Annotated in this window: 17 protein-coding genes and 1 pseudogene; 11 read left to right on the top strand and 7 right to left on the bottom strand. The window is 66.5% G+C overall.

What is annotated here, in order from left to right; translation table 11 throughout:
- Window positions 1–30 precede the first annotated feature (30 nt).
- From B5520_RS15595 to B5520_RS15575, 5 genes are all read left to right on the top strand, one after another.
- Window positions 31–1,230 carry an NAD(P)-dependent malic enzyme gene (locus B5520_RS15595; protein WP_079597997.1) on the top strand — a complete coding sequence of 400 codons (1,200 nt, stop codon included), beginning with the start codon at window positions 31–33 and terminating at the stop codon, window positions 1,228–1,230.
- 96 nt (window positions 1,231–1,326) lie between these two features.
- Entirely contained in the window at window positions 1,327–1,830 is a 504-nt protein-coding gene (locus B5520_RS15590; protein ID WP_079597996.1) for a DUF456 domain-containing protein, read from the top strand.
- 39 nt (window positions 1,831–1,869) lie between these two features.
- Window positions 1,870–2,244 carry a nuclear transport factor 2 family protein gene (locus B5520_RS15585; protein WP_079597995.1) on the top strand — a complete coding sequence of 125 codons (375 nt, stop codon included), beginning with the start codon at window positions 1,870–1,872 and terminating at the stop codon, window positions 2,242–2,244.
- A gap of 49 nt (window positions 2,245–2,293) precedes the next feature.
- The gene (locus B5520_RS15580; protein WP_079597994.1) at window positions 2,294–3,376 is read left to right on the top strand and encodes a permease; all 1,083 of its coding nucleotides are present in this window, start codon (window positions 2,294–2,296) and stop codon (window positions 3,374–3,376) included.
- Window positions 3,377–3,401: 25 nt separating this feature from the next.
- A complete protein-coding gene (locus tag B5520_RS15575) occupies window positions 3,402–4,169 on the top strand; it encodes a TIGR03943 family putative permease subunit (protein ID WP_079597993.1) in 768 nt (255 codons plus the stop codon).
- An 8-nt stretch (window positions 4,170–4,177) separates the two neighbouring features.
- On the opposite strand, the gene B5520_RS15570 is transcribed toward B5520_RS15575, so the two are convergent.
- A complete protein-coding gene (locus B5520_RS15570) occupies window positions 4,178–4,384 on the bottom strand; it encodes a hypothetical protein (RefSeq protein ID WP_079597992.1) in 207 nt (68 codons plus the stop codon).
- Between the two features lie 151 nt (window positions 4,385–4,535).
- Here B5520_RS15570 and B5520_RS15565 point away from each other — a divergent pair, with 151 nt between their 5' ends.
- Window positions 4,536–5,513 carry a hypothetical protein gene (locus B5520_RS15565; RefSeq protein WP_079597991.1) on the top strand — a complete coding sequence of 326 codons (978 nt, stop codon included), beginning with the start codon at window positions 4,536–4,538 and terminating at the stop codon, window positions 5,511–5,513.
- Here B5520_RS15565 and B5520_RS15560 read toward each other — a convergent pair.
- On the bottom strand, window positions 5,510–6,157 hold the full coding sequence (locus B5520_RS15560; RefSeq protein ID WP_079597990.1) for a LysE family translocator: 648 nt from the start codon (window positions 6,155–6,157) through the stop codon (window positions 5,510–5,512). The genes B5520_RS15565 and B5520_RS15560 overlap by 4 nt on opposite strands.
- A gap of 107 nt (window positions 6,158–6,264) precedes the next feature.
- On the opposite strand from B5520_RS15560, the gene B5520_RS15555 reads away from it, so the two are divergent.
- Window positions 6,265–6,720, top strand: a complete 456-nt coding sequence (locus B5520_RS15555; protein WP_079597989.1) for an Lrp/AsnC family transcriptional regulator — start codon at window positions 6,265–6,267, stop codon at window positions 6,718–6,720.
- Window positions 6,721–6,756: 36 nt separating this feature from the next.
- Here B5520_RS15555 and B5520_RS15550 read toward each other — a convergent pair whose 3' ends face one another.
- Window positions 6,757–7,227, bottom strand: a complete 471-nt coding sequence (locus B5520_RS15550; protein WP_079597988.1) for an Lrp/AsnC family transcriptional regulator — start codon at window positions 7,225–7,227, stop codon at window positions 6,757–6,759.
- A 317-nt stretch (window positions 7,228–7,544) separates the two neighbouring features.
- Here B5520_RS15550 and gluQRS point away from each other — a divergent pair, with 317 nt between their 5' ends.
- The 3 genes from gluQRS (at window position 7,545) to B5520_RS15535 (ending at window position 9,432) form a co-directional block, all read left to right on the top strand.
- Window positions 7,545–8,423 carry a tRNA glutamyl-Q(34) synthetase GluQRS gene (gene gluQRS, locus B5520_RS15545; protein ID WP_079597987.1) on the top strand — a complete coding sequence of 293 codons (879 nt, stop codon included), beginning with the start codon at window positions 7,545–7,547 and terminating at the stop codon, window positions 8,421–8,423.
- Between the two features lie 77 nt (window positions 8,424–8,500).
- Window positions 8,501–8,716, top strand: coding sequence for a transcriptional regulator (locus B5520_RS15540; RefSeq protein ID WP_079597986.1), 216 nt, complete (start codon window positions 8,501–8,503; stop codon window positions 8,714–8,716).
- 62 nt (window positions 8,717–8,778) lie between these two features.
- Window positions 8,779–9,432: an HD domain-containing protein gene (locus tag B5520_RS15535; protein WP_079597985.1), complete on the top strand. Its 654-nt coding sequence runs from the start codon at window positions 8,779–8,781 to the stop codon at window positions 9,430–9,432.
- On the opposite strand, the gene B5520_RS15530 is transcribed toward B5520_RS15535, so the two are convergent.
- The 3 genes from B5520_RS15530 to B5520_RS15520 all read right to left on the bottom strand — a co-directional run bounded on the left by B5520_RS15530 (window position 9,410) and on the right by B5520_RS15520 (window position 12,636).
- On the bottom strand, window positions 9,410–10,663 hold the full coding sequence (locus B5520_RS15530) for a low temperature requirement protein A (RefSeq protein ID WP_079597984.1): 1,254 nt from the start codon (window positions 10,661–10,663) through the stop codon (window positions 9,410–9,412). The two genes, B5520_RS15535 and B5520_RS15530, sit on opposite strands and share 23 nt — an antisense overlap.
- Window positions 10,664–10,681: 18 nt before the next feature.
- Window positions 10,682–11,998 (bottom strand): ATP-binding protein, encoded by a 1,317-nt coding sequence (locus B5520_RS15525; protein ID WP_079597983.1) that lies wholly within the window; start codon window positions 11,996–11,998, stop codon window positions 10,682–10,684.
- Between the two features lie 149 nt (window positions 11,999–12,147).
- Complete coding sequence (locus B5520_RS15520) at window positions 12,148–12,636, bottom strand: universal stress protein (protein ID WP_079597982.1); 489 nt, start codon at window positions 12,634–12,636, stop codon at window positions 12,148–12,150.
- A gap of 277 nt (window positions 12,637–12,913) precedes the next feature.
- On the opposite strand from B5520_RS15520, the gene ggt reads away from it, so the two are divergent.
- Complete coding sequence (gene ggt / locus B5520_RS15515; protein ID WP_079597981.1) at window positions 12,914–14,779, top strand: gamma-glutamyltransferase; 1,866 nt, start codon at window positions 12,914–12,916, stop codon at window positions 14,777–14,779.
- Window positions 14,780–14,886: 107 nt separating this feature from the next.
- On the opposite strand, the pseudogene B5520_RS15510 reads toward ggt, so the two are convergent.
- Window positions 14,887–15,254: pseudogene (locus B5520_RS15510) on the bottom strand (L-asparagine permease); the annotation flags it as partial.

Raw genomic sequence — 15,254 nt, 5'->3', positions numbered from 1 at the left:
CGCGCACGGCGAGCACCAGGAGACAAAGACGTGTCCATTGACGCAGCCACAGTTACTGACAATTCAGCAGCCACCGCCCTGACAGAAGCCGAGATTTTCGACGCCCACAAGGGCGGCAAGCTGTCCATCACCAGCACGGTCCCGCTGTCCAACAAGCGCGACCTCTCCATCGCCTACACCCCGGGCGTGGCCGAAGTCAGCCGTGCCATCCACAAGCAGCCCGAACTTGCCCGCACCCTGACCTGGGCCGAGCGCCTGGTGGTCGTGGTCAGCGACGGCACCGCCGTCCTGGGCCTGGGCAACATCGGCGCCAGCGCCTCCCTGCCCGTCATGGAGGGCAAGTCCGCCCTCTTCAAGACCTTCGGTGACCTCGACTCCATCCCCCTGGTCCTGAACACCAGCGACGTGGACGAGATCGTGGAAACCCTGGTCCGCCTGCGCCCCAGCTTCGGCGCCGTCAACCTCGAGGACATCGCCGCACCCCGCTGCTTCGAGCTTGAGGAAAAGCTCATCGAAGCCCTGGACTGCCCCGTCATGCACGATGACCAGCACGGCACCGCAGTCGTGGCCCTGGCAGCACTGACCAACGCCGCCAAGGTCACCGGACGCCCCCTCGAAGGCCTCCGCGTGGTGGTCTCCGGTGCGGGTGCCGCCGGCATCGCCGTCGCCGAAATCCTGCTGGCCGCCGGCATCACCGACGTTGTCCTGCTGGACTCCCGCGGAGTCATCAACAGCAGCCGCGCGGACCTTGCCGCGGACACCACCAGCAAAAAGGCCGACATCGCCCTGCGCAGCAACCCCCGCGGCATCACCGGCGGGCCGGCCGAGGCGCTCACGGGCGCCGACGTCTTCATCGGCGTCTCCTCCTCCAAACTGGACGAGGCGCACCTGGCCCTGATGAACCAGGACTCGATCGTGTTCGCCCTCTCCAACCCGGACCCCGAAGTGCTGCCCGAGGTGGCTGTGAAGTACGCCGCCGTCGTGGCCACAGGGCGCAGCGACTTCCCGAACCAGATCAACAACGTCCTGGCCTTCCCCGGTATCTTCCGGGGTGCGCTGGATGCCGGCGCCCGCCGCATCACCCCGGCCATGAAGCTCGCGGCAGCGCGGGCCATCGCCGACCTTGCGGCGGAGGACCTGTCGGCGGACTACATCGTCCCCAGCCCGCTGGATCCGCGCGTCGCGCCCGCCGTCACCGCCGCTGTTGCAGCCGCGGTGGAAGCGGAGTAAGCACCCCTTCCAGTCAGGATATGACGACGGCGGCGCCTCCTCGCACAGGAGGCGCCGCCGTCGGGCGTTAAGAGGCTTCCCCCTAAACTGGGGACCATGAATTCCGAGACGGCGGTGACCATCCTGTGCGGCCTGGCCATCTTGGTGGGGGTGGCGGGGACGGTTATCCCGGTCCTGCCGGGCAGCATCCTGATCGGCGCCAGCCTGCTGGCGTGGGCCATCTGGGGCGGGGCAGGGACGGCCGGCTGGGTGGTCTTCGCGGTCGCCATGCTGTTCGTGGCAGCAGGCATGGCCGCCAGCGCCGTGCTCACGGGCAGGAAGCTGAAGCAACACGCCATTCCCAGCCGCAGCATCGTTGTTGCCCTGGTGGCCGGCGTGGCGGGCATGTTCATCATCCCCGTGGTGGGACTCTTCGTCGGCTTTGCCGCCGGCCTGCTGCTCAGCGAAGTCCTCCGCACCCGGAACATCGGCACCGCCGCCACATCCAGCTGGGCGGCCCTTAAAGCCACCGGGCTGGGGATGCTCGCCGAATTCGGCCTGGCCTGTCTGGCAGCCAGCACCTGGGTCATCGGGGTGTGGATCGCGGCCGTCAGCGGCTGAGCGCTTGCAGCCCGCCCGGCATCGGCGTAGAACGGGGGCATGACCGAGCCAGCTTCAGCGCGCGACTACGTTCCGGAGTGGATGGAAAGGTACCGGGCCGCCTGGACGAGCAACGAGCCTGACGATATCCGCGCCTTGTTCACGCCGGACGCGCGCTATGAGACCCGGCCCGGCGACCCGCACCCCTGGCTGGGGCACGACGGGATTGTCGAGGGCTGGCTGGCCGCCCGGGACCAGCCCGCGGACTGGACATTCAGCTGGGAATTGCTGGGGAGCGACGGCGATACGGCCTTCGTCCAGGGCGTCACCATCTATTCGGGGGACAATCCTTCATACGACAACCTCTGGGTGGTGCGGTTCGACGGCTCGGGCCGTGCCAGCTCCTTCACCGAATGGTTCATGGAACGGGCCTGACCCCGCCCTCCTCCTTGCGCCGTGTGGGCAGTGCCCCTAGCATTCCTGCATGAGCCAGCCCCGACGGGAGCCCCGGGCGACAAAGCCGTCGCCGCCCGCCGTGGAAACGCGCCCGGCCCCGCCTGAGCCGGCTGCCGGGGCCAGGGAACTGGGCTGGCGCCGGCTCAACATCCTGCTGGCCCTGGCCATCGTGGCTCTACTGGGGTTCGCCGTCCGTTCCCTGGCCCCGGGCGCATTTGCCGGCCTCGAGGGTGCGGCGAGGGACTTCTTCACCCTCTCCATCAGCGTGGTGATCGAGTCCCTGCCGTTCGTCTTCCTGGGCATCCTGGTCTCGGTGCTGGTGCAGGTCTGGCTGCCGCCCGACGTCCTGTACCGCAGGCTTCCCGCGAATCCGGTGCTGCGCCGCCTGGTCCTGTCCTTCCTGGGCATGCTGATGCCGGTGTGCGAATGCGGGAACGTTCCGATGGCCCGCGGGCTCATGATGAAGGGCCTGAGCGTCGGCGAGTCGATGACGTTCCTGTTCGCGGCGCCCATCCTGAACCCCGTCACCATCATCACCACCCACCAGGCCTTCGGCTGGGACAACGGAATCCTCGCCGGGCGGCTTGCCGGCGGTTTGCTGATCGCCAACCTGGTGGGCTGGCTTTACAGCCGACGCGGGCCGGCCGGGGTCCTGAAGCCCAGCTTCGAGGAAGCGTGCGCCGTGGAGGTCAGCCGGCACGAGTCCGGGGGCAAGGTGCGGCGCAGCCTGCAGCTGTTCTCGCGGGAAAGCAACGCCATGATGCCGGCCCTGTTCGCCGGTTCCGCCTTGGCGGGGCTGATCCAGGTGGCGGTGCCCAGGGAGGTCCTGGTCAGGCTCGGGAGTGATCCCGTGTGGTCAGTGCTGGCACTGATGGCACTGGCGTTCATCATCTCCATCTGCTCCACTGTCGATGCCTTCTTCATCCTGTCCTTTGGGGCCACGTTCCTGCCGGGGTCCATCGTGGCGTTCCTGGTCCTCGGGCCCATGCTGGACGTCAAGATGCTGGCACTGCTCCGCACCACGTTCACGGCCGGAACCCTGCTGCGCCTGGTGCTGCTGATCGGCACCTGTTCGGCCGTCCTGGGGGTGGTGATGAATCTTGCTGGCTAAGGGCTTTGCGGGCAGGCAGGGCGTCATGCTCAGCCTGACCGGGATCGCCGCCACCTTGGGGCTTGCGCTCACCGGAAAACTCGAGCTGTACATCCATCCCCGCTACGTTCCCTTCACCGTGGGCATGGCAGTGCTGGCCGCCGCGGCATCGGTTGCTGCCTTCATCCTTGTCCCGCCGGAGGCCGCGGAGGGCGCCGCAGACGGACACAGCCACACCGACGGCGGTGGCCACGGCCACACTCACGGTCGCCCTGGTGCGGGGACCGGAAGTCCCGGCCGCCTCCGTGCCGCGGGCAGCCTCCTGGCCGTCCTCGCTGCCGTGGTGGGGCTGCTGGTCCTGCCACCGGCCGCCCTGTCCTCCGAGGCCGCCCGGCAACGGGACCTCAACCTCTCAGGCACGCTGGGGCCGGCCATGACCAGCAGGCTCGTGGAGGAGGACCCGTCGTCGTTCGGCGTCAGGGAATGGGCGTCCCTGCTCCGGCGCAGCCCCGGGGACGACTATTTCACCGGCAAGACCGCAACCGTCACCGGGTTCGTCACCGCGGCAAAGGACGATCCGCAGAACGTCTTCTACGTCACCCGGTTCGTGGTCACCTGCTGCACCGTGGATGCCCAGCCAGTGGGCGTCCCCGTGTACCGTCCCGGCTGGCAGGAACAGCACGCAGTCGACAGCTGGGTCACCGCAACCGGGGAGTTCACCTCCAACCCGGACGGTGACAGCAAGGTTGAGCTGCTGCTGTCACCGTCCGCGGTCACGGCAACCACGGAACCCGACCGGCCGTACGTCCACTGATGCTCTTCCTAGAATCCCAGGCCGCCGAGCTTGTCGCCCAGCCCGCCGGGTAGCTTGCCGAGCAGGTCCGCGGGATTGATGCCCAGCTTGGACAGGAGCCCCGCGTGCTGGTCGGTGTCCACCTGGTCCGGCAGTTCTGTCTCGGCCTGTGCGGCCTTATCCGTGTCGCCCTGGGACCTGAGGAGCTCGAGGATCTGGGCCTTATCGATCTGCATGGCATTCTCCTTGGATAGCCTGAAACTGCTAAGGGTGCTTACTACCTTCGCCGATAGCGGGCTGTTGAACAAGGCCCAACGGAAGTTTCCGGCCGTTCTTCTACAGACAGCTGCAGCCGCCACTGTCCGGCCTCCCGGTTAGCATGGAAAGATGACCGCCGGGGATACTGCACCGATCTACTGGGACAGGCGCGACCTTACCCCCTTTGGCCATGCCCAGCTGCGCACGCCGGTCCATGACCTGGCCGGGGGAGTGGGAGGCCTGCTCACGGGCGTGCTGGGCGGACGGAACCCGGCACTGCTGTCCGTGGACGGGGACGTCCCGCGCCTGAAGATGCTCCTGCCCAAGCCGGCCAAGGCAGTCCATGAAGCAGTGTTCACCAGCCGGGAACCCGAGCGGCTGATCACGCTGGCCCGCGCCTATCCCGGGTGGGCGGGGCTGTGCTACCTGATGGCCGGGCTGCTGGTCTACAAGCACGGCGGGTACCTGCGTGCCTCAGAGCTCCTGCAGCGCGGACTGACCACCAGGAACGAGGACGAAGCGAACCGCTACTCGTCCACGTACCTCACCAGGATCGTCACTCAGATCGAGCTGGCCGAACGGGTGGAGATCCCCGTCCTCTTCAGTGAGGAGTCGGTGTTCCTGGCGCTGTCCCACTCGTTCCGGGAAACCGGCCGCACGGAGGCGGCGCTGGACGCCCTCACCGGCCTGCCGCCGTCGCTCCCCATGGCGCTTGCCCGCTGCTCCATTGCCTTGACGCTGGGCCGCAGCCGCACGGTGATCGACTGGACCGAAGGCCTGCTGAACGCTGATGACCTGTCCGCCGCGCTGCTGCTGGTCCGGGCGCGAGCCCTCCGCAGGGAAGGCCGCTATGAGGCAGCGCACCAGGCCATCGCCGAGGTCCTGCGGCGGCGCAAGACGCACCTCGCGCTGCGGAACGACGCCTTGACTGACCGGGCTCTGCTGCTCCTGGAGTCCAGCCGGCGCTCGCTGAATCCCCGTGACTGGGGCCGCCGCCGCCCCGACCCCGAGCCGCAGCGGGAGATCGCGGCGCCCGTTCCCATTCGAAAGGACGAAGAGATGCGCCGGATCTGGGAACAGGACTGGAAGAAGCTCAGCGAGGATTAAACCGCGGATGCAAGCAGTGGCAGGAGCTGCTCGCTGACCAGGACCACCCCCAGGACCACCATGATGATGCCGCTGGCCAGGGTAACAGCCCGGGCCGCACCCGGCCGGCTCTGCAGCAGGGTGCGTGAAAGCAGTGCCACGGCCGTGTAGACGGCGCCTGCCAGCGCAACGAAAGTCATGCCGAGGAGGCCGGACTGGACAGGGACCGGCAGGGAGGCCTCCGCGCTGACGAACTGCGGGATCAGCGCCACGTAGAACAGCAGGCCCTTGGGGTTGATCCCGCTGGTGCCCATGCCCTGCAGGAACGTTCGAAGCTGGGTGGCGGCAGGGCGGCCGACGGCGTCTGCCGCGCTGAAGGAGGCGCCGCGCCAGGAGCGGAGCGTGCTGATGCCAAGCCACATGAGGTACGCGGCGCCGGCCAAGGTGATCCAGCCCAGGACGCCCGGCATACCGGTCAGGACGGCGGCCAGCCCGGCCACCAGCAGGACGGTGTGCAGGACGTACCCGCCGCAAAGCCCGGCAACGGCGGGGACGAAACTGCGTTGACGGAGGCCTGCGGTGATGGAGTACGCCCAGTCCACGCCGGGCGTGCAGGCCAGGGCGGCGGCCACCAGCACAAAGGCCAGGAACAGCTCCGGATTCATGGGTTTCTCCTGTCAGCGGATGTCTCAGGAGAAACCTTAGGGACTTTCGGCGCAGAAGTGCTGTCCCTTTTTCGCCCGCCCCACTATTCAGGCAGTAGTATTCTTGCGTGCTGGACCATATTGATAGAAATATTTTGCGCCACCTCAAGGAGGACGGCCGCATGACCGCCACGGCGCTTGCCGCCAAGGTGGGACTGACCGTGGCGCCGTGCCACCGGCGGCTGCGGGACCTGGAGCAATCGGGGGTGATCCGCGGATACAAGGCGGACATCGACCCCGCGGCCGTGGGGCTGGGCTTTGAGGCAATTGTGTTCGTCACGCTGCGGCAGGTGGACCGTCCCACCATGGAGATCTTCGAGACCAGGGTGGCGGACAATCCCAACATCGTGGAGGCGCAGCGGCTGTTCGGGTCGCCGGACTACCTGCTGAAGGTCATCGCGGAGGACCTGCCGTCCTACCAGCGCTTCTACGACGCCGAACTGACGTCCTTGCCGGGTGTGGAGCGCCTGACGTCCACGCTGGTGATGAAGAACCTGAAATCCAACGCGGGACCACCGGTGTAGTGGACCTGCGCCCGGAGCCGGGCGTGGCCGTTTCCGTCAGTCTGCCGCGAGCAGCCCCGTGGTGCGGTAGGGGATGACCTCCCGCAGGAACATGCTGGTGGACGTGCGCACGATGCCCGGGCACAGCCGGATCTCCTCGGATACCCGGTAAAGGTCGTCCGGGCTGGTGGCCACCACGCGGATCAGCAGGTCCGTGTCTCCGGCAGGTGCGTGGCATTCGAGGACTTCCGGGATCTCCCGAAGCGCGGCGATGGCCTCGTTGAGGTGGCTCTGGTCCAGTTCCGCGCTCACGGCGGCCGCCACTCCACGCCCCAGCGCCGAGGGGAGCACCCTGCTGCTGTTGGGCCGCAGCGCACCCGACGCCGCCATCCGCTCCAGTCGCGACTGCACCGTTCCGCGGGCCAGGCCGAGCCGCTGGGCCAGGACCATGATGGGAACGCGAGGATCCTCGTCGAGTGCCCGAAGGATCCGTTTATCGCTCGCGTCCAGTTGCTGCAATCTGATCATTTCCCGTCTGGTTAGCGCCCAGGGGTTAGTCAGAGTGATCAACAAAATCCCGGGCAGTTGCACCAACTGTAGGTCTGCTGCTCAAATGATGGCAACAGGGCAAAGGCTACCGCCGGATCCCGCAGGCTACAGGCTTTCCGGCACACCACCCGGGCGCTGCACCCCGCTTCCCGCAAGGAAGCCGCCGCTGATTGACTCTTGTTCACGCATCGTCATTCCGCACCCCACGGCAAGAGCCCCTGAGCCACCGATCGTCGGATTTTCCGAAGGCATCGGTAGCTGAGGGGCTCTTGTGCTGTTCCCCTTAGGCTGGATCCATGACCTCCGCCGGCCGATTCGCCCCCAGTCCGTCCGGCGAGCTGCATGTGGGCAACCTGCGGACGGCCATCCTGGCATGGCTCTTCGCCCGTTCCACAGGCCGCACCTTCCTGCTGCGGGTTGAGGACCTGGACCGGGCACGGGCGGGGGCGGAAGCGGAACAGTTGCGGGACCTGGAAGCCATCGGCGTGGCCTGGGACGGTGAGGTGGTCCGGCAAACCGGCCGCGGCCGGCTCTACGTTGACGCCATCACACGCCTGCACAACGCCGGTCTCACATACGAGTGTTTTTGCACGCGCCGGGAGATCCAGGAGGCGCCGTCCGCTCCGCACGCACCCCAGGGGGCGTATCCGGGGACCTGCCGGAACCTTGATGCTGCGGAGCTGGAGTTCAAGCGTGCCACCCGGCCGGCCGCCGTCCGGCTGCGGTCTGCCGTGCAGGAGTACTCCGTGCAGGACCGCCTTCATGGCACATTCACCGGGGTTGTGGATGACTTCGTGCTGCGGCGCAACGACGGTGTCACCGCCTATAACCTGGCGGTGGTGGTGGACGATGCCGAGCAGGGCATCGACCAGGTGGTCCGCGGCGACGACCTCCTCCCATCCACGCCGCGGCAGGCATATCTCGCATCGCTCCTGAATATTCCCGTCCCGGAATACGCGCATGTCCCCCTGGTGGTGAATGCCGACGGCGTGCGCCTGGCGAAGCGCGATGGCGCGGTGACGCTGGGCGACCTTTCCCGCGCCGGCACCCCTGTTGCCGCCGTCCGGGACCGGCTGCTGGAATCGCTCGGACTGCCGCCCGGAACGCTGGAGCATGCCTTAAATTCGTTCGATCCCGACGTGCTCCCCCGGAACCCGTGGATCTGGTCCGCCTAAAGCGGACCGCACATAAACCAGGATCCGGCGTCAACCTTTGTTGACGCCAAGACCGTTCGTCAACTAATGTTGACGGCATGGAGGTGGACCGGATGAAGACACTGGTCGGATCGATGGATGGAATGGGGCCCGCGGAAGCGCTGCAGGCAATCGCCGAGCTGCAGAAGGAAGTCCACCGGACGGAATCCTCGCTGGTACGGAGCGCCCGGCAGGCCGGCCTCTCGTGGGAGGCCATCGCACTCTGCCTGGGAGTCAGCAAGCAGGCCGTCCATCGCAAGTACGGCAAGAAGTAGCATCGCGCGGAACCGTTGGTGCTGTGTGAGCCTCGGCGGCCGGTTCAGCCTAGGCTTAGGACATGTCAGACCAGCATGCCGCGGAGCAGAGCCCGGCGCCCAGATTCACGGTTGAGACCGCGAAGGTCCTCGCCGAGGTGGCCCACAACCGGCAAAAGGACAAGCTCAAGCGCCCGTACAAGGACCACGTCCTCGCCGTCGGTGACGCGCTTGCCGATTTCGACGACGACATCCGGATTGCCGGATATCTGCACGACATTGCCGAGGACACCCCGATAACACGGCAGGCCCTGTTGGACATGGGCGTGTCCGAGCGGGCCGTGGAGATTATCGAACGCGTCACCAACCGGCTGCACGAAAACCCGGACGACTACCAGGCCGGAATCCGCGAGATCGCAGAGCACCACGACGCCGCCCTGGTCAAGATCGCGGACAACGCCCACAACTCACTGCCCGAACGGGTTCAGGCACTGGCCGAAAAATGGCCGGACAAGCCACCGGTCACGAAGTACCGGGATGCCCGTCCCGTGCTGTACGCGGCCGTGGAGGTGGAGGAGGTCCGGAAGATCCTGGCGCGCGTGAACCCGTGGCTGCTCGAGGAGCTGGACGACCAGTTGGATGAGGAAGACACCACGGACTACGAGAACCTGTCCTACGGGGAGCAGGATGCCACCGGCGGGGCGGCGCTGGACGCTAGGACGGGCGGGGAGCAGTAGTCTCCAGCTTCTCCAGCGCGTGATGCAGCCGGTCGGAACCGCGGCGCTCATCGATGACGACCGACATGCCGAGCGCCAGCACAATCACCAGCAGGCAGACCGGGACGGAAACTCCTGCCGCCGCCATGCCAACTGAAGCGGCCAGCGCCGCCAGCACACCTGCTGCCACGGTGATGACCGTCCGGTCCGGGCCCACCATCACGCTGTACAGCCAGGTCAGTGAACCTTTGAACAGTGCCACGGGAACTGCGATGCTGGCCACCGCCACGGCGCCGCTGATGTGTGCCTCGTGGTCGATGAAGTACGCTGCCACGTGCAGCCCGGCGCCGGTGGCGGCAATCGCGGCGAAGATTGGGATGTGGCCGTAACCGAACAGGAATGACCGGTGGCGCCGCAGGTGCAGCGCACGTCCGGCGGGAAGCATGAAGTAGATCCACCACATGCCGAAAGCCAGGGCTGTGCCGCCAAAGCCAACCAGCGCGGCGTCCACGCTCCAGCCGTGGTTGGCCACAATGGCGCGGAGCGTCTCGATCGCACCGATGAGGCATTCACCCAAAGCGATGATGGCCAGCAGCCCGTACCGCTCGGCAATATGGTGGGCGTGCCACGGCGTCCGCGCTTTGCGTTCGGCGGCGTACGGGGTGGACATCTCCAGGACGATCAGGGGCACAATCATGAAGAACGTGGTGGGAACGTCCGCCTCGATGATCAGCACCGCGATCCAGCCGAGCTGCACCAGCGCAAGGTATTTCGCGTAGCGCAGGCATGTTTCGCGGCGGGCCGGATCCTGCCTGGCTGCGCGCAGCCATTGGGCAACCAGTGCCAGCCGCATGATCACGTAGCCGCCCACGATCACCGCGTTGTCTACATGCTTGCCCTCCACCAAGGAATGGAACATGGGCTCGATCCCCATGGCAAGGATCAGGACGCCAACGATCTGGACCATCGTGACCACGCGGAAGATCCAGTCGTCCGTGTCATAGGCGCTGGCGAACCACGTGAAGTTAATCCACGCCCAGATGACGGCGAACATGGCGAAGGAGAACCCCATCAGGCCGGCAACGAAATGCGCTTCGGCGATTTCGTGGGCGAACTGGCTGCCGGCAACGCCGAAGGCGATCACGAAGGTCAGGTCGAAAAAGAGTTCAAGCGGTGTGGCCGCGCGGTGCTTTTCATGCGGATCGCGGCCGCCCATGCGCGCCATGGCATGCCGGAGGGGGTTGGAGGACATGCTTCACACGTTACTGCCTTACACGCGGCCCAGGGCGTCGATGTCTTCGAGGAAGTCCTGGTGGACTTCCTCGCTGACGGTGGTGCGGGTTTCGGCGATGGCGTCGAGGTAATCCTGGGTGGCGGGGCCCTTCCGGACCGCCTCCCGGACGGAAAGCTGCCCTCCGGAGGCCAGCCCGCCGTCGTCGTACACTGCTTTCTCCAGGGCGCGCTGGGAAGCGCTGCGGGCGGCGTACTCGATGTCGGCGGGGGAGAAGCCCTGGGTGCGCTCCACCAGCAGGTCAACATCAACGGCGTCCACCACGGGGGCGGGGATGAACCGCTGCCACATCGCTTCGCGGGCCTGCCGGTCCGGCAGGCCGATGGGGATGACGTAGTCGAACCGGCCGTGGCGCAGGAAGGCGGTGTCCAGGGCGCGGATGAAGTTGGTGGCGCAGACCAGCAGGCGGCCGGGCTGTTCGCGGAAGGCCGGGATGATCTTGAGCAGTTCGTTGGTGACGCCCTGCAGCGGGGACGGCGGCTCACCCGAGCGCTGTGACGCAATTTCCTCCACCTCGTCGATGAACACCACGGCATGTTCCAGCTCCGCGATCTCCAGGAAGGTCTCGCGGAGGGCGCCGGCCAAGCCTTGCGGATCGGCGGCGAGCCGGGAGGGGAAGACTTCCACGAAGGGCCACTCTAGGCGGGAGGCGATGGCCTTGGCGAAGGTGGTCTTGCCGGTGCCGGGCGGGCCGAAAAGTACGACGGCGCGGGGCGGAACCACACCGAATTCGTCGGCGAGGTCGGCCTCGGCCAGGGGGAGCACCAGGCGGCGTTCGAGCAGTTCCTTCTCCTTGCGCATGCCGGCCACGTTTTCCCAGAGGTCGCGGGCCAGGACGCGACCGCCCAGCTGGCCCAGGGCGCCGAGTTCCTGGCGCTGGACAGGAATGGTCCGTTCGAAGTAGCGCAGGTTCTTCTTCAGGGCGAAGCCGCGGCCCAGGAATGCCTCCACCCGGGTTTCCGATTCCGGCATGAGTGCAGAGAGCTTGTTGAGCCCGTGCGGTGCCATGCGGTTTTCGACGGCGGCCAGCAGCGAGGTGCCGATCCCACGTCCGCGGTATTCGGGCAGGGTGGCGAGGAAAACGATCCAGCCCTGGTCGTGCGCGGCGCGTCCGACGGCGGCCCCCACCACCTGGTCGCCCTGCACCGCCACCACGGCGTGGTCCTTCTCGCAGGATGCCAGGACCTCGGAAAGGGCGTAGACGGGTTCCACGTTGCTCGCCTTCAAGGTCTCCCAGAGGTGCAGGATCCCGTCCAGGTCCGAGGAGTGGAAATCCCTGATCCGCCAGTTGGTCATGCTGTTTCTCCCGAATGGTTCGACGTTGAACTGCCCAGTTAGTGCCACTCCTGCGGGCGCCTGCGCAGAGGGGCACTCTGCTGAGCATAGGGGATCGGCTCCAGCCGGGAGTTGCAGGGGCGTTGCATTACGCCAGGAAGGTTCGGGGGCTAGAGCTTCGCGGCGCCCTTGCCCTTGGAGCCTCTCCAGAGATGGTGGGGCCGGTGATTGCTGTCGGCATGCACCACCAGGACAGGGCAGGCGGCGTGCGAAACGCATGCTGAACTCACCGACCCCAGGTGCATGCCGATGAAGCCGCCGTGCCCGCGGCGCCCCACCACCAGGAGTGCGGCGTCCGCGCCGGCTTCGACCAGTTTGGCCGGCGCCGGGCCGCGGACTATAGCCTGGGTAATCTCTACGGAGGCATCCGGCCCGAACGCCTTGCCGAGAGCCTCGGCCAAGGTCTGTCGCGCGGCTGCTTCAAATGCGTCGAAGTCGGGCGGAACGTAGCCAGCGTAGATTTGCGGGAAATCCCAGCAAGCCACAGCATGGACTTGCGCGTTGAGGGCGGGCGCCAGCCGGGCTGCCAATCGCAGGGCCTGGACCGAGGAATCGGAGCCGTCCACACCTACGACAATTTTTGCTTCCGGATTGCTCATCGCGGTCCTCCTTGACCGGTGCCCCTGGACACGTCCTGTGGCAACTGACGGAGCCCAGGACGAACAGTAAACGTGCCCTGCTGGTGCTCCCCCGTGAACGTTGAACGGCAGGATGGGGCCGAGAATAGACCCGCACCCCACGCACGTCAAGAGGACAGACCTGTGCGACAGCGGAGCGTCAGGAAGGCATGCAGCAGGGGTAGGCGCAGCCGTTGAGAGTACAGGGGGCGAGGAGTAGCGTGTGACGCACCTCACCCGAACCCAATCAGGAGCAACCATGCCACATCTGGGACGCCGGCTCGGTGCCGTCACGGCGGCGCTGGCGATGAGCGTGACCACTGGAGCACTGGCGAGCCCGGCCTCTGCCCATCCGCGGCAGGCCGACAACGTCGAAAAAAGGCCTACAGCAACCGGCTACGGAGGCGCCGTCAGCACCGTTGACGCGGACGCCTCCGCCGCGGCCATCGAAATCCTCCGCAAGGGTGGCAACGCCGTCGACGCCGCTGTCGCCGCAGCCGCCACCCTGGGCGTCACCGAACCCTACAGCGCCGGCATCGGCGGTGGCGGCTACTTTGTGTTCTACGACGCGAAGAGGGGCAAGGTCAGCACCATCGACGGCCGCGAGACCGCACCGGCCGCGATGCCCAGAAATGCGTTCATCGATCCGGCCAGTCCCGCGGATAAACCCGTTGCCTACCCGTTCCGCAAGCAGGCTACAAGTGGCATGTCTGTTGGTGTGCCGGGGACTCCAGCAACCTGGGAACGCGCGCTGGACCGCTGGGGCAGCATGGACCTGGCAGATGCACTGGAACCTGCCATTGACGTTGCCCAAGACGGTTTTGTGGTGGACGAGACCTTCCGCCTGCAGACCGCCGAAAACCAGGACCGTTTTGCTCCGTTTGCCGCTACGAGGGAGCTGTTCCTGCCCGGAGGTGCTCCTCCCGCTGTTGGAACTGTCTTTACAAATGCGGATCTTGCCGAGACGTACCGGATTCTGGGACACAAGGGCGTGGACGAGTTCTATGAAGGCCCGATCGCCGAGGAAATCGTCTCCACTGTCCGGAATGCACCCTCATCCGTGGACGCCAAAGTCCCGGTTCCCGGCCCCGCAGGCGTCATGACCACTGAAGACCTGGATGACTACGAGGCCCTCGACCAGGACCCCACCCACGTGAACTACCGCGGCTATGACGTTTACGGCATGGCACCTTCCAGCAGTGGCGGCACGACCGTCGGGGAGGCCTTGAACATCCTGGAGGTGTTCGACCTTCCCGCTCTTGCCAACGACAAGCCAAAGGTCCTGCACCACTACCTTGAAGCCAGCGCCCTCGCCTTCGCCGACCGCGGCAAGTATGTTGGCGATCCTGCCTTCGTGGACGTTCCTACGGAAGAACTCCTCGACCCGGTCTTCGGCAAGGAACGGGCCTGCGAGATCAATCCCAACCGCGCGGCAACCAAGCCTGTGGCCGCGGGCGACGTGGCGTACGACGGCGTGTGCCCGGCAAAACCGGCGGCGCTTAGTGACGCCTCGGATACGGAGAACATCAATACCACCAACCTCACCGTTTCCGACAAGTGGGGCAACGTGGTGGAGTACACCCTCACCATCGAGCAGACCGGCGGGTCCGGCATCGTGGTTCCCGGCCGCGGCTTCATCCTGAACAACGAGCTCACGGACTTCTCACCGGTGTACAGCGAAACCGACCCCAACCGCATCCAGCCGGGCAAGCGGCCGCGCTCGTCCATGTCGCCCACCATCGTGCTCAAGGACGGCGAACCCTTCGTAGCGCTTGGTTCCCCGGGCGGTTCCACCATCATCACCACGGTCCTGCAGACGCTCATTAACCGCATCGACCTGGGTATGAACATCCAGGACGCCCTTGCCGCCCCGCGCGCCTCGCAGCGCAATACGGCCAATGTAAGCGCTGAACAGGCCTTCATCGACGCGCCGTACGGCAAGGACCTTGCCACACGGTACGGCCACACGTTTACTGCTGCGGGTGCGCCAGGCACCTCTGCGGCGGAAATCGGCGCCGCCACGGCCATCGAGTTCCTGCCGGACGGGCGTACTGTCGCTGCAGCCGAACCAACAAGGCGCGGCGGCGGTTCGGCGATGGTGGTGGAGCCCTCATGGCATAAGTAGCGATAACAGCGATTCCCGTTAAAACCCCGACGGCGGCACCTGAGGTTCTGTAGCTCCAGAACCAAAGGTGCCGCCGTCGGGCGTTGCGGCGTGTTAGCCGGCGTGCACTACTTCTTGAACGTCTCCGCCGGCGGGTTGGCGACCACCGGGGAGATGCCGGTGAAGCCGTCGCGGGTTTCGGCGATGTCGCGGATGCGTTTGCGGCAGGCGTACCAGCCGAAGACCATCAGGATGGAGGCGATGGCGGTGACGAGCATGGTCAGGGGGGATTCGATGAAGACCATGATCAGCACGCCGAGGAGGAAGAGCAGGGAGAGGTAGCCGGTGTAGGGGGCGCCGAACATGCGGAATGTGGGGCGTTTGAGCCAGCCTTTGTTTGACCAGCGGTGGAGTTGGATTTGGCACAGGACGATGGTGGCCCAGGTCATGATGATGCCGACGGAGGCGACGTTGAGGACGATTTCGAAGGCGTCGG

Source organism: Arthrobacter sp. P2b, assembly GCF_900168295.1.
Lineage (GTDB): Bacteria > Actinomycetota > Actinomycetes > Actinomycetales > Micrococcaceae > Arthrobacter.
Note: the sequence above shows the minus strand (reverse complement) of the source record. Positions and strands in the feature narration are given on the sequence as shown.